General features: G+C 36.1%; 15 protein-coding genes and 2 other RNA genes. 12 read left to right on the top strand and 5 right to left on the bottom strand.

Annotated elements, in window-relative coordinates:
• Positions 1-393 (top strand): transposase (locus ACIGHG_RS17065; RefSeq protein WP_396549552.1); only part of this gene is annotated, 393 nt, incomplete at its 5' end.
• 266 nt (positions 394-659) lie between these two features.
• Here the strand turns inward: ACIGHG_RS17065 and ACIGHG_RS17060 are convergent.
• The 3 genes from ACIGHG_RS17060 to pdxR form a co-directional block, all read right to left on the bottom strand.
• Positions 660-2,096: an IS4 family transposase gene (locus ACIGHG_RS17060; RefSeq protein WP_396549550.1), complete on the bottom strand. Its 1,437-nt coding sequence runs from the start codon at positions 2,094-2,096 to the stop codon at positions 660-662.
• A gap of 105 nt (positions 2,097-2,201) precedes the next feature.
• The gene (locus ACIGHG_RS17055; RefSeq protein ID WP_396549548.1) at positions 2,202-3,371 is read right to left on the bottom strand and encodes a serine hydrolase domain-containing protein; all 1,170 of its coding nucleotides are present in this window, start codon (positions 3,369-3,371) and stop codon (positions 2,202-2,204) included.
• A 724-nt stretch (positions 3,372-4,095) separates the two neighbouring features.
• Positions 4,096-5,508: a MocR-like pyridoxine biosynthesis transcription factor PdxR gene (pdxR, locus tag ACIGHG_RS17050; protein ID WP_396549546.1), complete on the bottom strand. Its 1,413-nt coding sequence runs from the start codon at positions 5,506-5,508 to the stop codon at positions 4,096-4,098.
• A 117-nt stretch (positions 5,509-5,625) separates the two neighbouring features.
• Here pdxR and ACIGHG_RS17045 point away from each other — a divergent pair, with 117 nt between their 5' ends.
• The 5 genes from ACIGHG_RS17045 (at position 5,626) to ACIGHG_RS17025 (ending at position 12,103) form a co-directional block, all read left to right on the top strand.
• Entirely contained in the window at positions 5,626-6,585 is a 960-nt protein-coding gene (locus ACIGHG_RS17045; protein WP_221783193.1) for a proline dehydrogenase family protein, read from the top strand.
• The gene (locus ACIGHG_RS17040) at positions 6,582-7,529 is read left to right on the top strand and encodes a DMT family transporter (RefSeq protein WP_396549544.1); all 948 of its coding nucleotides are present in this window, start codon (positions 6,582-6,584) and stop codon (positions 7,527-7,529) included. Before ACIGHG_RS17045 ends, ACIGHG_RS17040 begins: the two co-directional genes overlap by 4 nt.
• A 181-nt stretch (positions 7,530-7,710) precedes the next feature.
• Positions 7,711-8,265, top strand: coding sequence for a recombinase family protein (locus tag ACIGHG_RS17035; RefSeq protein ID WP_396549542.1), 555 nt, complete (start codon positions 7,711-7,713; stop codon positions 8,263-8,265).
• 24 nt (positions 8,266-8,289) lie between these two features.
• The gene (locus ACIGHG_RS17030) at positions 8,290-11,250 is read left to right on the top strand and encodes a Tn3 family transposase (RefSeq protein WP_396549540.1); all 2,961 of its coding nucleotides are present in this window, start codon (positions 8,290-8,292) and stop codon (positions 11,248-11,250) included.
• Positions 11,251-11,548: 298 nt separating this feature from the next.
• Positions 11,549-12,103: a recombinase family protein gene (locus ACIGHG_RS17025; protein WP_090912386.1), complete on the top strand. Its 555-nt coding sequence runs from the start codon at positions 11,549-11,551 to the stop codon at positions 12,101-12,103.
• 146 nt (positions 12,104-12,249) lie between these two features.
• Here ACIGHG_RS17025 and ACIGHG_RS17020 read toward each other — a convergent pair whose 3' ends face one another.
• Positions 12,250-13,416: a DUF418 domain-containing protein gene (locus ACIGHG_RS17020; protein ID WP_336471685.1), complete on the bottom strand. Its 1,167-nt coding sequence runs from the start codon at positions 13,414-13,416 to the stop codon at positions 12,250-12,252.
• A 718-nt stretch (positions 13,417-14,134) separates the two neighbouring features.
• Between ACIGHG_RS17020 and ACIGHG_RS17015 the strand changes: the two genes are divergently transcribed.
• Positions 14,135-17,794, top strand: a complete 3,660-nt coding sequence (locus ACIGHG_RS17015) for a dynamin family protein (protein ID WP_396549538.1) — start codon at positions 14,135-14,137, stop codon at positions 17,792-17,794.
• A 3-nt stretch (positions 17,795-17,797) separates the two neighbouring features.
• Here the strand turns inward: ACIGHG_RS17015 and ACIGHG_RS17010 are convergent, their stop codons facing one another.
• Complete coding sequence (locus ACIGHG_RS17010) at positions 17,798-18,052, bottom strand: DUF3931 domain-containing protein (protein WP_020059547.1); 255 nt, start codon at positions 18,050-18,052, stop codon at positions 17,798-17,800.
• 70 nt (positions 18,053-18,122) lie between these two features.
• On the opposite strand from ACIGHG_RS17010, the gene ACIGHG_RS17005 reads away from it, so the two are divergent.
• The 5 genes from ACIGHG_RS17005 (at position 18,123) to ssrS (ACIGHG_RS16985) (ending at position 20,210) form a co-directional block, all read left to right on the top strand.
• A complete protein-coding gene (locus tag ACIGHG_RS17005; protein WP_396549536.1) occupies positions 18,123-18,581 on the top strand; it encodes a GNAT family N-acetyltransferase in 459 nt (152 codons plus the stop codon).
• Between the two features lie 15 nt (positions 18,582-18,596).
• Positions 18,597-18,869 carry a YpbS family protein gene (locus ACIGHG_RS17000; RefSeq protein ID WP_336471688.1) on the top strand — a complete coding sequence of 91 codons (273 nt, stop codon included), beginning with the start codon at positions 18,597-18,599 and terminating at the stop codon, positions 18,867-18,869.
• A 2-nt stretch (positions 18,870-18,871) separates the two neighbouring features.
• The gene (locus tag ACIGHG_RS16995) at positions 18,872-19,705 is read left to right on the top strand and encodes a sulfurtransferase (protein WP_090912376.1); all 834 of its coding nucleotides are present in this window, start codon (positions 18,872-18,874) and stop codon (positions 19,703-19,705) included.
• A 114-nt stretch (positions 19,706-19,819) separates the two neighbouring features.
• Positions 19,820-20,004: non-coding RNA, 6S RNA (gene ssrS / locus ACIGHG_RS16990), on the top strand.
• Positions 20,005-20,025: 21 nt separating this feature from the next.
• Positions 20,026-20,210, top strand: a non-coding RNA gene (gene ssrS / locus ACIGHG_RS16985) — 6S RNA.
• Positions 20,211-20,230: the final 20 nt, after the last annotated feature.

Raw genomic sequence — 20,230 nt, 5'->3', positions numbered from 1 at the left:
CAAATCGAAATTTTATTTAAAACGTGGAAATCATTCTTTCACATTCATCATTGTAAAAAGATAAAACGAGAACGATTGGAATGCCATTTGTATGGGCAACTGATTGCCATTCTACTCTGTTCCTCTATTATGTTTCAAATGCGGAAGTTACTTCTCATAAAAAAGAAACAAGAGCTGAGTGAATATAAAGCCATATATATGATTAAAGACTATTTTTTTCTTCTGTTTCGAGCAATGCAAAAAGACACCCAAGGATTATCAAAGATTCTTCTTCGTCTGTTTAACCTCCTACAGCGAAACGGACGGAAATCTCATCGATACAAGAAGAAAACAGTCTTTGATATATTAGGTGTCGTTTACAATTGTACCATGTCGGACAATCAAGCAGCTTAATAAAAAATTGAAACCCGTTAGGGTTTATTTGATATGCAAAATTTCCAATGATCTACACTGATTTTTAGAAAAAGAAAAAAAGTTCTTCTGAAACTGACCGTTCCTAACCTTAGCTTGATAGCGATGGGGTCCCGCCCCATGCCCATCAACTTAAGAACGGAAATAAAATGAATTTTTGTTCATTTGAACTAAAAAACTCTTAAAATATTTTGTGTCCTTAAAAATAAGCATGCTAAATAAACCTAAATAGGTATCATTTTTAAAGATTATGCAGCTTTTTTTTGTTTTCTAAGTCTACTATACTCATAGACAACACCCATAATATCAAAGACTGTTTTCTTCTCATATCGATGAGATTTCCGCCCATTTTTCTGTAGTAGGTGGAATAGACGGATTAGAATCTTTGTTATTTCTTGAGTGTCTTTCTGTATAGCTTGATATAAAAGATATAAATAATCTTGGATCATTCCTATCGCTTTATATTCGCTTAATTCTCTTTTCTTCTTTTGCAAAAGAAGTTGGCGCATTTTAAACATAGTAGAGGAGCACAGAAAAATAGCGATTAGCTTTCCATATAATTGGCACTCTAATCGTTCTTGTTTTACATTACGATAATGGTCTATTTTGAAGAGTGATTTCCATGTTTTAAAGACAATCTCTATTTGCCAACGCAAAGTATATAACTCATGTACCTGTTCCATCGGAACCCATTCCCAAGGTGTATTCGTCACGTACACGTTTAATCCCGCTACCATTTTACTTTTCTCTGAGTACGTTCTATTTTTGGATTTTTCTTTCTCCAAGATTTTCGCTCGTCTTTTTTGAAGTTGTTTTTCTGTTAATCGATTAAAAATAACACGTGAAAACAGTTGTTGTTTATCACCAATATAAGCATGTTTTAATTCAAATGTTTCTCCGGGGTGTAGTTGGTTTAAAATCTGTTTCACATCAATTTGTATGTATTCCGATTGTTTTTTTATTGCACCATTTTTAAAGTATTCCGGGTTTGGATTTTTCACATATACATTCGTGTTTAATTTCAAACGAGAAATATAGTATGTACCTCGTTGATCCATTTGATCTAAGTCTTCCAATGAAAAATAACCCAAATCACGAATACATAAATCTCCTGGTCGTAAAGTATCTAAGCACTCCGTACCAAATGTTTTGTCATTATTTTTTCCTGGTCCAACTTGAAAGTTAAGAAATTGTCCACTGTGCAAATCATATTCTAATTGAATTTTAATTCCCGCTGTTTGGGCACATCCTCCAGAGCCTGGATATAAATTCTCTAAGGCATTTGGCACTTGAAATACGGTGGCATCTAGGATACGAATTCGTTGAAAATAAGAGAAGAGGTGGTTAGAAATTTGCGTTTGTTCACATACTTTTTGTTGTAACAGTAAAGAAAAAAGATGTTTTAAAACTAAAACTGCTTTTGTATTTAAGCGTTTATTTAAGCCTTCAGGACTGATTAAAGTACCAGTAGCTGCATGAAGCCTACTACATAATCGAACTAAAGGATCACTTGCTACCCGTTGACTGATCCAAATGCAAATAGTAGCTAAGTCTGAACCAGAAAACTTACGTTTTCGTTTTATAAATCCGATTTCTCTTGCAAGTTCTTCTAAGAATACAGGTGTAACATATCGTTGTAATTCTTCCGCAAATGATTGTAATTCATCTTGAATCGAAAAATGCATAAGAAAACGTCATCCTTTCTAATTTAGCTTATTTAGAAAGGATAACGTTTTTTGGTATTTGAGGGTATTAAAATCTCTTAAGCTGATGGGCATGTATGGTGACCCCTACTTGCTAAATTCAGCAAGTAAAATATTTTTAAAAGGATTAGGACTGTCAGTTCTACCCAAACTATTCCAATTGACGACCAACGTATGCTTGCCTCCAAGTTTACCTCCAACAAGAGTAGTAAACCCTAGAATGCCACCTGTGTGTCCCCATATCGAGACACCGTTTGGAAGCTTAGTTTCATAGATTCCAAGACCATATCCATCGATTCCTTCACTTCCTGTAGGAACTGTAGTAAGCATTTGTTTTAGTTGCTGTTCTTTCAGTAATTTGCCACCGAGCAAGTAAGAGAAGAATTTATTTAAGTCGTCAGCAGTAGAAATCATATCTCCAGCTGAGCTAGCTACACTTGGGTTATAATAAGTAACGTCTTTTAGCTCACTTGTTCCGTCTGGTTGGACATATCCACGGGCATGCTTGGTGCCTGGAATAACGCTTGAATTTCCAGGTAGGAATGTATTCGATAATTCAAGCGGTTCAATAATCCGATTTTCAATCTCTTCCGCATAGCTGTTTCTGGTTACTTTTTCAATAAGAATACCCAGTAATACGTATCCTGTGTTTGAATAAGACCAACCATCTCCTGGGTCAAAGTCTGGGGGCAGAGAAATCCCCATCTTCACTAACTCTTCAGCCGTATACGATTTTTTTGTATCCATAAAATCAGCGTCTTTTGACCTTGAGTATTCAGCGATACCACTTGTATGGTTCAATATCTGCCGGATCTTAATCTGGTTACCATCATATCCGTTTCCTTGAATGACACCAGGCAACCATTTTTCGATGGAGTCATCTAGATTCAAGCGGTTCTCTCCAGCTAATTGAAGTACAACCGTTGCGGTGAACGTCTTCGTCACGCTTCCAATGCGAAAGCGAAAATCTGTTTTCATTGGTTGCTTGGTGCTCAGATTCGCTACCCCAGCGGCATAACCCCACGTTTTTCCACCCTCGGAAGTTTTAGCAAGTATCCCCGGGTATCCAAGTTGCAATGTATCCCGCATTGCTTGCTTGACGGAATTACGATCTCGTTGAGTGCTTGTTTGTAACGAACTAGATACATTTTGAGTGGGCTCTGCTTTTACAATTGAGGCTGGCGTTGTATATAACAGGGAACTTCCAGCTATGAAAAGGGCAAGACTTGCACATGTAATTTGACTACGTATTTTCATAAGGCATTCCTCTCCTCTATTCATATTGTATAAGTGTTTGCTTACTGTTCCTTACTTCCTGACAAGACTTAGGGAAAGGCCCTCACACTTAAAGATTAAAGCTCCAGTACAAAGGTATCTATCAATACCAACAATTTGAGCCATTTAAATCTCCATCCCTTCTATAACAAAATTATTCAAAGGTATGAAAGCATATTATGTACCCTTAGTTATTGTTAGGATTAACACAACATGAGACATAACCCTAACCCATATTTTACTTTATTTATCCATAATATGTATTGAGAAAGAATGTAAATTCGAATCCTTTCCGTACCCCAACTATTGATCGTTTTTTTCACCTATTATAATTAGTTATTTAGAATTTCATAATAAAAAACTGTAAAAAAATAACGAGTCCCTTAACGTACAGGAAGCGGTTGAAAAATATGTCTAAACGCACAATTTTCTTTTTTGATATGGTGACCCCATCGCCATCAAGCTAAGGTTTTGAAGTACCCACTAAATGAAATTTTTCTTTCTCTACAGTTAGTTATTTTGAGAAGTCAGCTCATTTTTTTGTTTTTGGGGTGTTTACTTTTCTTAAGTTGATGGATGTGGGGTCCCGCCCACATTTTAACAAAAATATACGCTAAGCAAATTTCGACATAAAAAGAGCCGATTTTTTTACTCTAAGAAAAAATCGGCTCTTTAATTTTGAGTTTAGAAGTTGGAAGTCTATTCGTTAAAAAGAGTATATACAAGGTATTGCCCTATGTAGCCTGCTCACGCCTTCCTTTATCTCTTCATTTGTTAAATGTCCATACCCCAAAATAATTCGGTTATGATGTTTTCCTTTTTCAATGGTGTGGTCTTCCACAGGATATACTTTCACTCCAAGTTGTTGGGTTTCCTCAAGTAATTCTTTTGTGAATTGAAACTGATTGAATTCAACAATCAGGTGTAACCCTGTAGAATAACCGAAAATATTGATCTTATTCGAGAATGTTGATTCTAATTGATGGATAAGGAAGTCTCTTCGATTTTTATAGATTTTCTTCATCTTCATAATATGCCGTTCTAAATAACCTTCAGCAATAAAACGAGCAAGGATAAGCTGATCTAAAGAAGGAGTATGTAAATCCGAAAACCATTTTAACCTACGACATTTTTCAATAAGGTGTGAGGGAAGAACTAAATACCCTATTCTAAGAGCCGGCGATAAGATTTTACTAAATGAACCAATATATAACACACGCTCTGGATCCAATCCCTGTAATGAACTTACAGGTGAGCCTTCATATCGAAACTCACTGTCATAATCATCCTCAACAAGATAACAATTTGTTTTTCTCGAGTAGTTAATTAATTGAACCCGTCGTTGAATCGGTAACGTTCCACCTAAAGGAAACTGATGGGAAGGAGTAATAAAGATGCACTTTGGATTTTTATTTAAAGGCAACAAAGATGTATCCATCCCATTATCATCAGCTGGTATAGGATAAAGAGAAGCTCCTGAAGTTTTAAAAATCGTTTGAATGTCATTGGTGATAGGATCTTCCATTAGCACTTCGTCACCAGTTGACAAAAGTAACTTAGAAACAAGTGTTAAAGCTTGGGTTGCACCGGAAGTAATCACCAATTGCTCTGGATGACAAAAAACCCCTCTTGTTTTTAGTAAATAACGTGATAAAACCTCTCTTAATTCCGGACGCCCTTCGGGAATATCGTATCCAAACGTAGAAGGAGACGTTTCATTCCATATGGTGTGAGACAACCTTGCCCATGCCTTACGTGGAAATAAGTCCAAGGCTGGTATCCCTGAACGAAAATTAATGATGTTACTTTCATTGTTTGTTTTTTTGTACCAAGATAAAGAATCAAATAGAGGTGCTTTTTTATGTTTTTCTAAATATGTTCCTTCAGCAATAAATGTCCCTGAACCACGTCTAGCAACCAAAAAGCCTTCGGCAAATAGTTGATCATAAGCTTCTAAAATTACATTTCTAGACACTTTTAACTCAGAAGATAGTTCCCGTGTTGATGGCAGTTTTTCTCCTGATTGCAGCTCTCCATTTAAAATTCGTTCACGTATTTGTTGATAAACCTGCCGAATTAAAGATATATCTGATGACCGATCAATAGGTATCCAAAACATATATATTTTCCCTTCATTAAAAGTGGTACTGTTAAAGTTCGTATGAAATGGTACTAATACAAACCATTTTAGCATGATATAGTTGGATCAAACAGTTCTAAAGGAGATGAAAATGCGATGACAAATCCAGAATTTCAGGTGGCCCAGGCACTTAAATCGATTGCCCGAAATGAACATATCAAATCCTACATACAACAATCCCCTGAACTCCATACATTATTGTTACAAGCCGCAAAACGCTTTGTCACCGGAGAAATGAGGCATGAGGGGATGGAAGCGGCAAAAGGGCTGATCACAAAAGATTATCTTATTTCACTGGAATACATAGGGGAAAATACAAAGGATTTAGAGGAATGCCAAAATGCAAAAAATGAGTTTTTGGATCTTATTGAGGACATGGGTACTCTGTCCATGAAACAAACGGTATCGCTCGATTTATCACATATCGGGTTGTCCATAAATCCGGAAACGGCCTATATCCATTTAACGGAGTTGGCGGAGAGGGCAAAAATGCATGAAATTACACTCATGATAAGTGCGGAAGAATCATCTAAAACAGATGACATTCTTACCATCTATAAAAGAACAACTGAGCAATACCCAAATGTGGGAATCACACTGCAAGCCCACTTATATCGTTCTGATTATGATATTCAGGAACTGATACATTGTCCTGGAAAGATACGGATTGTTAAAGGGGCCTATCAAGAATCTTCCGATATTGCCATGCCTAGGTCAACTGACTTGAATCAACGGTATCTCCAACTTGTAGAACAATTGGTTGAAGCCAATCATCCTGTATCTATAGCGACGCATGATGAAGCCCTTATTCGGGAAATGGAGCGGCGTCAATATATGAACCATCCTCATGTGGAAGTTGAAATGCTTTATGGGATACGTCCCGATTTGTTGAAAACATTAAATAACAAAGGGTATAACGCTAGGGTGTACTTGACTTACGGGAAAGAGTGGTACTTGTATTTATGTCATCGGATAGCCGAACATCCGGAAAATTTATATCGTGCCGTGACGGATATAATCCATCCATCTGTAATAAAAGGGGATCAGAAATATTGAATAAATATTTAATCCCCCATTTAAAAATTGCTTTGGCTATGACTATTGTGGGAAGTTCAGTCGTAGTGGGTAAGTTAATTGGCCAAAGTTTTCCCGTATTCGTAGCATCCGAACTGCGATTTCTAATCGCAACCATTATTCTGGTTCCTTTACTAATAAAATTTGAAGGGATTCCTCCTATTGGTAAAAAGAATTTTCTCATCCTTTTTTTACAAGCATTATTTGGTGTGTTTTTGTTCAATATTTTTATGTTATATGGACTGAAATCAACTACAGCCATTGAAGGCGGAATCATTACAAGCATCATTCCGGCTGTCACCGGGTGGCTTGCTTTTCTTCTCCTCAAGGAAAAACTGACAAAACGCATCAATGTAGGAATTATGCTGGCCGTTTCAGGGACATTGGTAATCAATGTTTTCGGATCATTTCCAAACATGGAAGGCGGTTCTTCCCACGTATTCGGGAATTTGCTTATTTTCGGTGCTGTCATTGGTGAAGCCTTATTTATCATATTAGGGAAACGTGTCGCACAACAAGTGAGTCCTCTTGCCGTTTCAACGATTGTCAGCGCTTTTGGGGTGGTCTTATTTTTACCATTTTCCCTCTATGAGGGAAGCCGGTTCCAATTTGAAACAGTATCCGTTTCGGAGTGGGGGCTGATACTGTATTTTGGGATTGTTGTGACGGTCATTGCTTTCATTTTGATGTACCAAGGTATCTCAAAAGTTTCAGCAAGTACAACTGGCGTATTGACAAGCGTTTTGCCGATTAGCAGTATTGTTCTTTCTATCCTCATATTAGGTGAAGAAATATCTTTGATCCATCTTGTGGGAATAGGAATGATATTAATAGCCATTTGCTTGATTTCAAAACAACCGTCAGAGAATACACAAACTCAAAGTTTAGGAAAAGTTGAGAGAGATAAGGAAAAATTGTTGAGGTGAACATATTAAGTCGCGTTATTCAGTCTCAAAAACCTCCGTTTTTGAGACTTCTTTATGCTTTCTATTTGATATTAAAATAATGCTATGTTATTCGTCTCAAAACTTGTCTTAAAATCAAAATCTCATTATTCCTTTGTTTTATGAGTTATGAGACAATACAAAAGTATAAGGAGGTGATAATTTGTTAATTGGCTACGCTCGTGTGTCTACACATGATCAAAATTTGGATTTACAGAAAGATGCTCTTATACAAGCTGGATGCAAACGGGTTTTTACTGATGTAGTAAGTGGATCTACCTCATCTCGATCTGGATTAGATGAAGCTCTTGATTACGTATGCGAGGGCGATACATTAGTAGTATGGAAATTAGATCGCTTAGGTCGTTCCCTCAAACACCTTATTGAAACTATCAATATATTAAATGAAGAAGGAATTGCCTTTCGAAGTCTTCAGGAAAATATGGATACTTCTACAAGTGGAGGGAAACTCATTTTTCACGTATTCGGAGCATTAGCTGAATTTGAGCGAGAAATGATTCAAGAACGTACACAAGCTGGATTGTCAGCCGCTCGTGCACGTGGACGTCTGGGTGGAAGACCTAAAGTGATGGATACAACCCAGGTTTCTATGGCTAAATCTTTAATGAAGGATCCAAATTATTCTACTGAAGATATATGTAACACCTTAGGTGTTTCAAGAGCTACATTGTATCAATATCTGCAGAAAGCGAAATAACAAATACAAAGGGGATGACTTCTAATGTATGTGAGAGTAAGAGAACTTCTTACAACAGAAGAACGAAAACAATATATGCAAATCCCTTCTGATATAAGCGAATGGATATTAAGTACATACTTTTCTTTCAGTCAGCATGATCTCAAAATCATTAATCGCCATCGGAGGGACTATAATCGTCTAGGTTTTGCTATTCAATTAAGTGTTTTACGATATTCAGGATGGCCCTTATCTGATGTAGGAGATATTCCGAATGTCGTTCTAGAATTTGTAGCTACACAAATTGGTGTAAATACAGAAGATTGGGGACTCTATGCTCAACGAGACGCTACACGATATGAACATATAGAAGAGATTCGAAAAGAATACGGTTTTCGTAACTTTACAATTGCTGACTATCGAAAGTTATCTAAATTTCTTCAACCACATGCATTAAATAATGGAAATACAACATATCTCATTGAAATAGCATTGCAAGAACTCCGTACTTGGAAGATTATACTTCCTTCGATGGCAATTATAGAACGAGCAATATGGGAAACACGTAAACGAGCAGAGAAAAGCATATTTAAGATACTAACATCATCTTTAACCTTTTCACAAAAGGAAAAATTAAGTGGGTTGCTCCATTTCATACCTAACTCTTCAAAAACTTATTTAGCTTGGTTAAAAGAAGTACCTGGTCAATTTTCACCAGAATCTTTTTTAAAGGTTATTGAGCGCTTAGAATACATAAAAGGACTACAGTTAAACATTAATACAAAAGGGATACATCCTAATCGACTACGACAACTATCTCGAATGGGAGCACGCTATGAAGCTTTCTCATTTCGAAGGTTTAAAGAGATAAAAAAGTATGCCATATTAGTGGCTTATCTATTCGATTTAACTCAGGATTTAATTGATCAAGCTTTTGAGATTCATGATAAACAAATGATGAATCTTCAATTAAAGGGAAGAAAGCAGCAAGAGGAGATCCATAAAAAAAACGGAAAAGCGCTAAATGAAAAAATTCTTCATTATGCAGACTTAGGAACTGCATTAATTAAAGCTAAAGAAGAAAATGTGAATCCTTTTGTGGTATTAGAAACAGTCATGCCCTGGGATAAATTTGTAGCTTCTGTAGAGGAAGCTAAACAACTGTCTCGACCTATAAATTATGATTATCTTGATTTATTAGAAAGTCGATACAATTACCTACGAAAATATACTCCTACATTACTTAGAGCCTTAGAATTTCAGTCTACAAATTATGCTAAGTCTGTATTAAACGCTTTAGACGTCATCCGTAAACTGAATGACTCAGGAAAACGTAAAGTATCACAAGGAGCCCCATTAGCTTTTGTTTCAAACAGATGGCAAAAACATATATACGACGAAGATGGAAACATTAATCGACATTTCTACGAATTAGCTGCATTTACCGAACTACGGAATTATGTACGTTCTGGAGATATTTCTATTGTGGGAAGCCGGCAGCATAAAGATTTTGATGAATACTTAGTACCATCTCAAGATTGGATTGATAGTAAAGAAATAGGGACACGCTTAGCAGTTTCTACACATGCCGATGAGTATATAGCGGAACGAACCCAAACTCTATTAAAGCGAATTGAAACATTCTCTAACAATGCTCACTCATTAGATGGAGTTGATATTGACAAGGGAAACCTACACCTCCAGCGGTTGGAAAAGGATACTCCAGAGGAAGCCAAACAACTAAGTGCTAAACTCTATCACATGTTACCTCGGGTTAAGCTTACAGACTTACTTCTAGAAGTAGCGAACTGGACAGGCTTCGAGCAACAATTTATTCACGCATCCACAAATAAACCCCCTAAAGGGGAAGAAATCATTATTACTCTTGCTTCGCTTATGGCTATGGGAACAAATATTGGACTTACGAAAATGGCAGAGGCTACACCAGATATCTCTTATCATCAGTTAGCTAATGCAAGTCAGTGGCGTATGTACGATGATGCATTAAATCGTGCACAAGCCATATTGGTTAATTTTCAACATCGGCTACCCTTGGCTTCTTACTGGGGTGACGGTACTACTTCATCATCGGACGGAATGCGTGTTCAAATTGGGGTATCTTCTTTGAATGCTAGCTCGAATCCACACTATGGATCTGGTAAAGGAGCGACTATATATAGATTCGTAAGTGATCAATTTTCTTCCTTTTACACAAAAGTTATTAACACGAATGCAAGAGATGCTATACATGTGATTGATGGGTTACTTCATCATGAATCTGATTTAATGATTGAAGAGCATTATACGGATACAGCCGGCTATACTGACCAAGTATTTGGCTTAACTCATCTGTTAGGATTTCGTTTTGCACCCCGATTAAGGGACTTATCGAGTTCTAAATTGTATACAATTGGTTCACCTAAAGATTTTTCAAATATAGAAGGTCTTATACGAGGACAAGTGAATATGAAATTGATCTATGAAAATTATGATGATGTTTTACGTATAGCCCATTCAATTCGAGAAGGAAAAGTGTCCGGTGCACTAATTATGGGTAAGTTAGGTTCTTATACTCGCCAGAATAAAGTAGCAAAGGCATTAAGAGAAATGGGTAGAATTGAAAAGACTATCTTTATTTTAGATTATCTTTCAGATAAAACGTTACGTAGAAAAGTTCAACGAGGATTAAACAAAGGGGAAGCAATGAATTCACTAGCAAGAGCAATATTTTTTGGGAAACACGGGGAATTCCGTGAACGTGCTCTCCAAGATCAGTTGCAACGAGCAAGTGTATTAAGTATTCTCATTAATGCCATCATTATATGGAACACCGTATATTTAAGCAAAGCTGTAGGAATGTTAAGAAGTACTCATGGGTTTAACGAAGAACTATTAAAACATATCTCACCACTAGGATGGGAGCATATCAACTTTTTAGGTGAGTACCGATTTAATATGAAAGATACTACAACTTTAGAATCTCTTCGTCCTTTACAACAAGCCTAAAAATAAGAGCGGGATTTTTTTTAGAGTAGAAAATCCCGCTCATTTTATGTCGAAATTTGCTTAAAGTATATTTTCGTTAAAATGTGGGCGGGACCCCATACAGTAACCTCTAATTGATGCGAGTTTTATGAAGTTACTGTAACAAAAACGACCATTTTTGTTACAGTAGTTTGTATCAAGATATGAAGTCAAGTAAACTAGCAATCCAGACGTAACAAAAATATGTAACAAAATTATTTGTAACAATATATATTAAAAGACACTTTTGATACAATAAAAATAAAAAAGGAAGAATTACATGAAATTTGGATATATGCGAGTGTCTACGATTGATCAAAATTTAGATCGCCAAGAACAACAATTAAAAGAGGCCGGTTGTGAACGTATTTTTTTTGAAAAAATAACAGGATTTAAACGAAACCGCCCTGAGCTGAATCGTATGTTAGAATTTCTACGCCAAGGAGATACAGTAGTAGTAACAGATTTGACTCGTCTTTCTCGTTCTACAAAAGATTTAATTGAAATTGCCGAACTCATTTCTCAAAAAGGAGCAAACTTAAAAAGTCTAAAAGAAGCTTGGCTTGATACAACAACAGCACATGGAAAAATACTCTTTACTGTTTTTGCAGGGATTGCTCAATTTGAAAGAGATTTAACCTCTGAACGAACAAAAGAAGGAATCATAGCAGCCAAGAAACGTGGGAAACATCCTGGAAGACCCAAAACTGATGAGGAAAAGGTAAATTATGCTTTATATCTTATAGATCAAGGGATGAATCGTACGGATGCTGCAGAAAAAGCTGGTATCTCTCGCATGACGCTGTATCGTAAAATACAACAAAAAGATAATTAGCAATATAAATGAATAGGGCAGAGTGGAAATAGTATATCATTATTTGCTACTTTGCCCCTGGTTACAGCAACGCTGGTACTGGGCCTAAAAGAAGAGCAGATTTCAATACAAAGTACTGTTTCTGAAGCGTAAGAGAAAGCAGTGTCTCAAGATGAGATACTGCTTTGTTTTTTTAGCGGCATGCTTTTTCCATATGTGCCAAGGCGCCAAATATATTCAAGCGGTCCGTATTGATAACGAGAGAGCCACCAGCGGCTGATAAAGATTTGAATGATATAGAAGCCAATACAAAAAAGTGTACCGCCCCATAGTGGGAATATGATATTTGCTTTAAATAGTAATCCAAATACGAATAATGTTACGACCGTTTGTGAGATATAGTTCGTTAATGCCATACGGCCAACATATTGAAAAGGGCGGAAGATGTTTTGCCATTTCGCATGCTGCAAGAAACGCATAAGTGTGAAAATATAAAAAATGAATAGAGTCTTTCCGCTTAGCGTTATAAACGCAATCATTGTAAACGGTACGTATGGATCGTTTATAGTAAAATAGGTAATAATAATTCCCCATGTTGGCAAGGTAGAAAGGAAGGTAATGATTTGCCATTTTTTTAGCTTTGTATCAATCTCGTTTACGCGGCGAAACATTTCTTTTTTTCCGGCATACAGACCGAGTAAAAAGAGACCAACTGTTTCTGGTAGCATGATAAGAGATGAGCTAATTGCTTCTGAATAAAAAGCAGTAAAGCGATCTTGAACTTGCAAGCTCCAATCTAACAATGGAACGACAGGAGTAGAAAAAGCGTTAGGTGTTTCGTGGGGAATGAGCAGCATTATTAAATTCATAAACAACACAAAAAGTTCCCAAACACTTAACAAAATAAGTGACCAAATTAATAAGGTTTTTGGTTGTCTTTTATAAAATAAAAGAAGCAGGAACCCACCTATTGCATAATCATGTAAAATATCACCGTCCCAAAGTAGTACATAATGTAAAAATCCGAATAAGAATAAAATAAGTAGTCTCCGTATAAACAATAATTTTGGATGATGTGTCTTTTTTTCTGCGCGCTCCATAAAAATATAAAAACCAAGACCAAATAAAAAGGAAAAAATTGTGTAAAATTTTGTTTGGACAAACAGATCATAAAATAAGCGAATGTAACGATCGAACCCTTCATAATCACTCGTTAAATCTCGGGATTCAACTCCAGCTAATACGGGCCAATTTACAAGGAAAATACCAAAGATGGCAATCCCTCGTATAATATCAATAGAATGAATTCTTTCGTTTTGTGAAATACTGTTCATACTTCATCTCCTTATATATATTTCTTTAAGTATATTACAGTATGAATTGCAAGGTAAATATATCCATTTTATTTTTCGGCATCTTTGTTTAGCTCTGCCTCCTAGGCCTTCATGTCTAAACAGTTGGCTCCGCTTTTCTTTATGATCCAGCTCCAGCGGCTAGAACAGTCGGTGGCTTCGCGTCTTCCACTTTTCTTTTTGTATGTGGTAGGACAGTTTCTATGCGCGGCTAGAAGTTCGCGTTCTCCTAAAAAGAAAAGGGGGGTATATCGTTTTTTAACTTGTATATATGCATTTCCAAATTTTTCAACTGTTAACAATTCGCCTGTGAGTTATAATAAGAATGCACAACTATCTACGACTCCTTTAAAACAGGCAGAATGAAAGCTCTCCAAAAGGGAGCTTTTCTTTTTGAATTATATATTGATAATCATTCTCTTTAATGATACAATATGTTTAAAATTGATAATCATTATCAAAAATAAGGTGTGATAAATATGGTATATGCATTTTTGGGCGGAACAATTGTTTTATATGCAGTTGTAACAAAGCATGTGTTACATCGAGTAGGAGCAACTAAATAATGAACTATACTACATAGAAATCCTTTTCGTTCCACAGAGAATGAAAAGGATTTTTTTATTTTTTTACTGTGAAGATGCTGAAAATTTAGTAATATAAAAGATGGATACATCATGGAATAAAGGGGTACGAGGGGATGACAAACACAGTGCAAACAAACAGTTTACAAAAGCTCGTTTGTTTTTATGAAGAATGGCAGAAAAAAGGCGATATAGAACATAGTGAGAAGTTGCTTGAAGTTGTACGAAAATATAAAGAAGAGAAGCTTATGATTGCATTTTGCGGTCATTTCTCTGCTGGAAAATCAACAATGATGAACTATTTATATAAAGATCAATTGTTGCCAACAAGTCCGATTCCAACGAGCGCGAATGTTGTAAAGATAGAAAAAGGACCGAATCGCGTTGTTGTTATTTTAAAATCAGGGCAAAAATACGAGTATGACGGTATGTATACAGCAGAAGAGTTAAAAGAGCTTTGCAAAAATGGTGATGAAGTAATCGGTATTCATATTTATCGCACGGATGCACCGCTTCCAGAAGATGTTGTTCTTGTTGATACGCCTGGCATCGATTCAACTGATGATGCGCATCAACTTGCAACAGAATCTACGTTGCATCTTGCTGATGTTATTTTTTATATGATGGATTATAATCATGTGCAATCGGAAGTGAATTTACAGTTTGTTAAAGAGTTAAAACAGCGTAACAAAACCGTTTACCTTGTTGTGAATCAAATTGATAAACATAAAGAAAATGAATTGTCTTTCGAGACATATCAAAAAAGCGTAGCGCAATCATTTTTTAATTGGAATATAGAAGTTGATGGTATATTTTATACGTCTTTACGTATGCCGAATCACTCACATAACGAATTAGGGCAGTTAGAGCAACGACTTTCCTCGATAGTAAAGGAAAAAAATGTGTATGTGAAAAGAGGGATGGAGAGAGAAGTATCTTATTTGTTACAAGAACATTTCTCATTTTTACTTTCACAATATGAAAAACAATTGGAACCGTTTCAACAAGAGTTAGCATCGATGTTATCACTTCAAGATGTAACGGTGATTTTAGAACAGCTTGCAGAAAAAGAAAAACATATTACAAATACAGAAGCGGAAATGAAAGAGGAGTTTTTTAGTGGCCTGCAAAATATTTTAGACAATGCATATTTAATGCCGTTTGAAATACGTGATTTAGCAAATCAATATTTAGAGACGAAGCTCACTAAATTTAAAGTTGGTTTACTGTTTTCGAAAGGAAAAACAGAGCAAGAAAAACAGCGTCGTTTAGAAGTGTTTTATGAGTCACTAAAGAAAATAGTAGAGACGCAGCTTGATTTTCATATGAAAGAGTACGTTGTATCTTTTTTAAAGCAAGAAGAGCTATTCACAGAAGAACTTGGAAAAGTAATATATGACATAAATGCGGACTTTGGTCCGGCATTACTGGAAGCAACTATTAAACAAGGAGCTGGATTTACTGGAGATTATTTGCTTCATTATACAGCAGATGTCGCAAATGAACTGAAGAAATGTTATCGCCGCGCAGCACAGAATATACTTGAAAAAAGTTTGCCACTCTTGCAAAGTAAAGTGCAAGTAGACATGCAACGTATACGAGAAGAAATAGCACAATATGAAGCTGAAAAAGAGGCTAAGGAAATAAAGTTACAGTGCATGCAAGAGTATGATCACTATGAAAAATATTTACAAGATATATGGCACGATCGTTTTTCTGTTCCGCAAAGTATTGATATAGAGGAAGTTTTACAGCAAACAAAGAAAGTAACAAACGAAAAATTTCAAATACAAACGCAAATGGAAAAAGAGGATGAACTTACTTATAACGAGTCAGAAGCAGTTTCGAAAACAAAACTTAATATCACTCGTATTATGGAGCATGTTAAGGATGCAGAACATGTTTTGCAGAAACTTCCAGCTCTTAAACATGTACAACAAGAGATTATGGAGAAAAGGAAACGTGTGGAAGCGAAACAGTTTACAGTGGCGCTATTTGGCGCGTTTAGTGCTGGGAAATCTTCTTTTGCTAACGCGTTATTAGGAGAAAAGGTATTACCGGTATCACCTAATCCTACAACAGCAACGATTAATCAAATTTTACCAGTAACAGACGAAAAACCTCATGGTACGGTAATTGTACAGTTTAAATCAGAAGCGGCACTCTTTGAAGATTTAAAGGCTGTTTATAAATTATTTTATCGTGATATTACTTCCCTAGAAGAAGCGCTACTGCAAATTGATGATGTACTGCAATATCCAGAACCAAGCGGTAGACAAAAAACAACGTTTAGTTTTTTACGCGCTGTGCAGCATGGATATACGGAAGTAAAGCATCGGTTAGGAGAACAATCTCGTGTAACGTTATCTGAATTCGCTGATTATGTTGCCAATGAAGAAAAGTCTTGTTTTGTAGAGTATATGGAGCTTTATTATGATTGTGAATTGACAAGACAGGGGATTGCGCTTGTAGACACACCAGGAGCAGATTCTATTAACGCGCGTCATACAGACGTAGCGTTCCAATATATCAAGAATGCAGATGCAATTTTATTTGTAACGTATTATAACCACGTATTTTCACGAGCTGACCGAGAATTTTTAATTCAACTTGGACGTGTAAAAGATACGTTTGCACTTGATAAAATGTTCTTCTTAATTAATGCGGCGGATTTAGCGCAATCAGAAGAAGAATTACAAACAGTAAAGGGTTATATTAGCGATCAACTGCTGCAGTATGGAATTCGTAATCCACGGTTGTTCGCAATATCTAGTTTATTTGCATTGGAAGAAAAGCAAGGAAAAGATATTTCGAAAGAAGCGTATGGCATTTTACAACAATCTGGTCTTGCACAATTTGAACAAGCTTTCACTTCGTTTATTATGAGAGATTTAATGCTTGTATCAGTTCATTCTTTATACGGAGCACTTCAAAACAGTTATAAGCTTCTTGCAAATATGATTGAAAGTGCAATGCAAGGGAATGAAGAAAAAGAACAAAAACGACAAAAATATGAAGCAGAACGTCAAGAACTGCTTCATATGATCTCTTCGCACAGCGTTATAACAGAAGAAAAGGCATTGGAAAATGAAGTGAAAGAACTTTTATATTATGTAAAGCAACGTTTATTTTTACGATACAATGATGTGTTTACAGAATTTATTAATCCAGCTTCTTTGCGAACACAAGGGAATGTGAAAGAAAAATTACAAGAGTGCATGATGGAGTTAATAGCTTTCGTACAATATGACTTATTGCAAGAAATGCGTGCAACTTCGCTGCGTCTTGAAAAATGGATAAATGAAACGATGAGACATGTGCAAGAAGGCGTAGCAGAGCAATGTGTTACAAGGAATGAACAGCTCGTAATCCATACAGATGTAACATATGATTATCGCGTTCTTATGAATGAAAATCCATTTCCAACTATAGAAGCAACACAATTTAAAAAAGCATTATCCCATTTTAAAAGCGAGAAAAATTTCTTTGAGAAAAATGATAAAGCATTGATGCAAGAAGAAATGAAGCAAACGTTAGAACCGTTTGTAGCGGATTACGTAACAGAAGAACAACGCTTATTTGTTAACCATTATAAACAAGAATGGCTTCATAGATGGGAACTTGTGAAAACAACTATGATGCAAGATATAGCACAATACTATGAAAGTTTATTATTTGCTTTATTGGAAACGATTGATGTTTCTGTATACGAACAGCGAAAAGAAGAATTAGGAAAGCAGTTACTAAAAATAGAACATGAAGTAGAAGGATTATAAGGATTAAGAGAAAAAAATACGTTCAATACGTTTTTGTAGTACAGTATCTAATGATTTTACAAATCCAGCAAATTCATCTGAGGAAACCATATGAGTTAAGACGAGACGTCTTCCATCTGGCGTTTCGCCGCATAAGACGAAGGAAGTGAACTCATATGGTTTTCCTTCTATCACTAATTTGGGGTAGGAGTACGTACCGTTTTTCTTTTTCTTCTCATCAATGGAGATTATATTGCACTTCTTTTCATTGTTGTCCATAGTAATGACCTCCTTTGTATTACTTATGGAAGACAAGTATGGTTTAGAACAAGGAGGGGAGAGAATTTTCATGGGAGAATTAGTAATTGAACATGTTTCACCAAATGAAGCACCGCTTTCGTTATTATTACTTGCCGATCCAAGTGAACGACAATTGAAATCGTATCTCCATAGGGGCATCATTTATATCGCAAAGCGTCTTGAACGTGTGATTGGTGTATATGTATTGTTGGAAACGCGCCCCAATACAATGGAAATCATGAATATTGCTGTTTCTGAAAAAGAACAGGGAAAAGGCAGCGGAAAGCAGTTGCTACAGCATGCGATTATAACGGCAAAAGAACAAAACATGCACACGCTTGAAATTGGAACAGGCAATTCTAGTGTTTCGCAGCTTGCTTTATATCAAAAATGTGGATTTCGCATTTTTTCTATTGATTTTGATTACTTTTCAAAGCATTATGAAGAAGAGATTATGGAAAATGGCATTGTATGTCGTGATATGATTCGGCTTACGATGGACTTATAGTAGGAGGAAGAGAACATGGAAGTACATGAAGCAATTACAGCACATTCTCGCAAACAAAATGAAGTGGTGAAAGCATTTCTACAGTTAGAAGCACAGCGCGAAGCGGCGATTGAAGCGGCTGTATCACTTGCGTTAAATGGGAAATCTTTCTCTGTTGATGTAATTAATATGGTAACAAAACAAATTAATGAACTTGCAAAAAACGGCATTGCACAGCAGCGCAAGATTGTAACAGAAGAAATGGTAATGGAATACGTAGGGCGTTTAAAAGAGAAAGAAGGTCGTTAAGTATGATTGTTACAGTCGAATGGTTACATGAACATATACAAGATGAGCATGTTAGAATTATTGATTGCCGTTTTGACTTAGCAAATCCAAATTGGGGAAGAGAACAATATAATGAAGCACATATTCCAGGGGCGCTCTATTTTGATTTAAATACAGATTTATCAAGTCCAGTTACAAAGCATGGGGGGCGTCATCCGCTTCCGAGTATAGAAGAGTTTGTACAAAAGCTTTCACAAGCTGGGATTGATGAACATACGACAGTTGTGGCATATGATAGCCAAGGAGGAGCAATGGCTTCTCGTCTATGGTGGCTCTTAACATATCTTGGGCATAATAAAGCATATGTTTTAAATGGTGGTTTCCCAGCATGGAAGGAACAAAATTTGGAAGTAGTGAATGAGATGTCGGTCTTCGCACTGAAGACATTCGTTCCATCAGTGCAACATGATACTGTCGTAACAATGGAAGAGCTGCAAGCTAAAATTAGCAAACATGCTGATATAACACTGATTGATTCGCGAGAACCAAAGCGTTATGCAGGATTAGAAGAATTAGTTGATAAAGCAGCTGGTCACATTCCAAATGCGCAAAATTATTTTTGGAAAGATGGTGTAACAGAGTCTGGTGCTTTTAAGGAGCAGAAGGAACAAGAAGAGCGATTTATCCATCTTGATAAAAAGAAAGAAACGATTGTTTATTGCGGATCTGGTGTAACGGCGTGTCCAAACGTATTAACGTTAAAAATGACTGGTTTTACAAATGTAAAATTATATGTAGGCAGCTGGAGTGATTGGATTTCTTATCCTGAAAATATAATTATGAAAGAAAAACAGTAGCCTATTGCACGTCAAAAAAATTTGTATTACAATAGGGACACAAACAAGAAATACTTAAAAACAATATATTTTACACGTTGCGAACAATGTGATAAGATAACGATAAATAAATAAAACATCCTGCGGTGTGCGTAACTTATTTATGTCTAAAACCGATGATAGTAATACGGAAGTTCGATATTTAGAGGCCAACATCATGCCTTTCTTTGAGAAGGAAGATGAAAGGCAACTGTGAGAACATCCACCTGCGAGTAGCGGGTTTTTGGACATTTACGAGGGACGGCACGTGCGGGGTTCTATTTATACTTACGATTAATACTAACTGCCTACGATGTACGTAGCTTGTGTATGTCTTAAACCAATGATAGTAATACGGAAGTTCAATATTAAAATGTAGCCATCAAGCCATCTTTTTAAGAAGGAAGATGAAAGCATTTTTGAGAACATCCACCTGCGAGAGCGGGTTTATGGACATCTAGAAGAGAACGGCATATGTGGGTCTATATAAAAAACCTTACGTTTTAT

It is taken from the genome of Bacillus sp. NPDC077411 (genome assembly GCF_044543425.1).
GTDB lineage: Bacteria > Bacillota > Bacilli > Bacillales > Bacillaceae_G > Bacillus_A > Bacillus_A bruguierae.
This window is presented reverse-complemented; position numbering and strand designations above follow the sequence as displayed.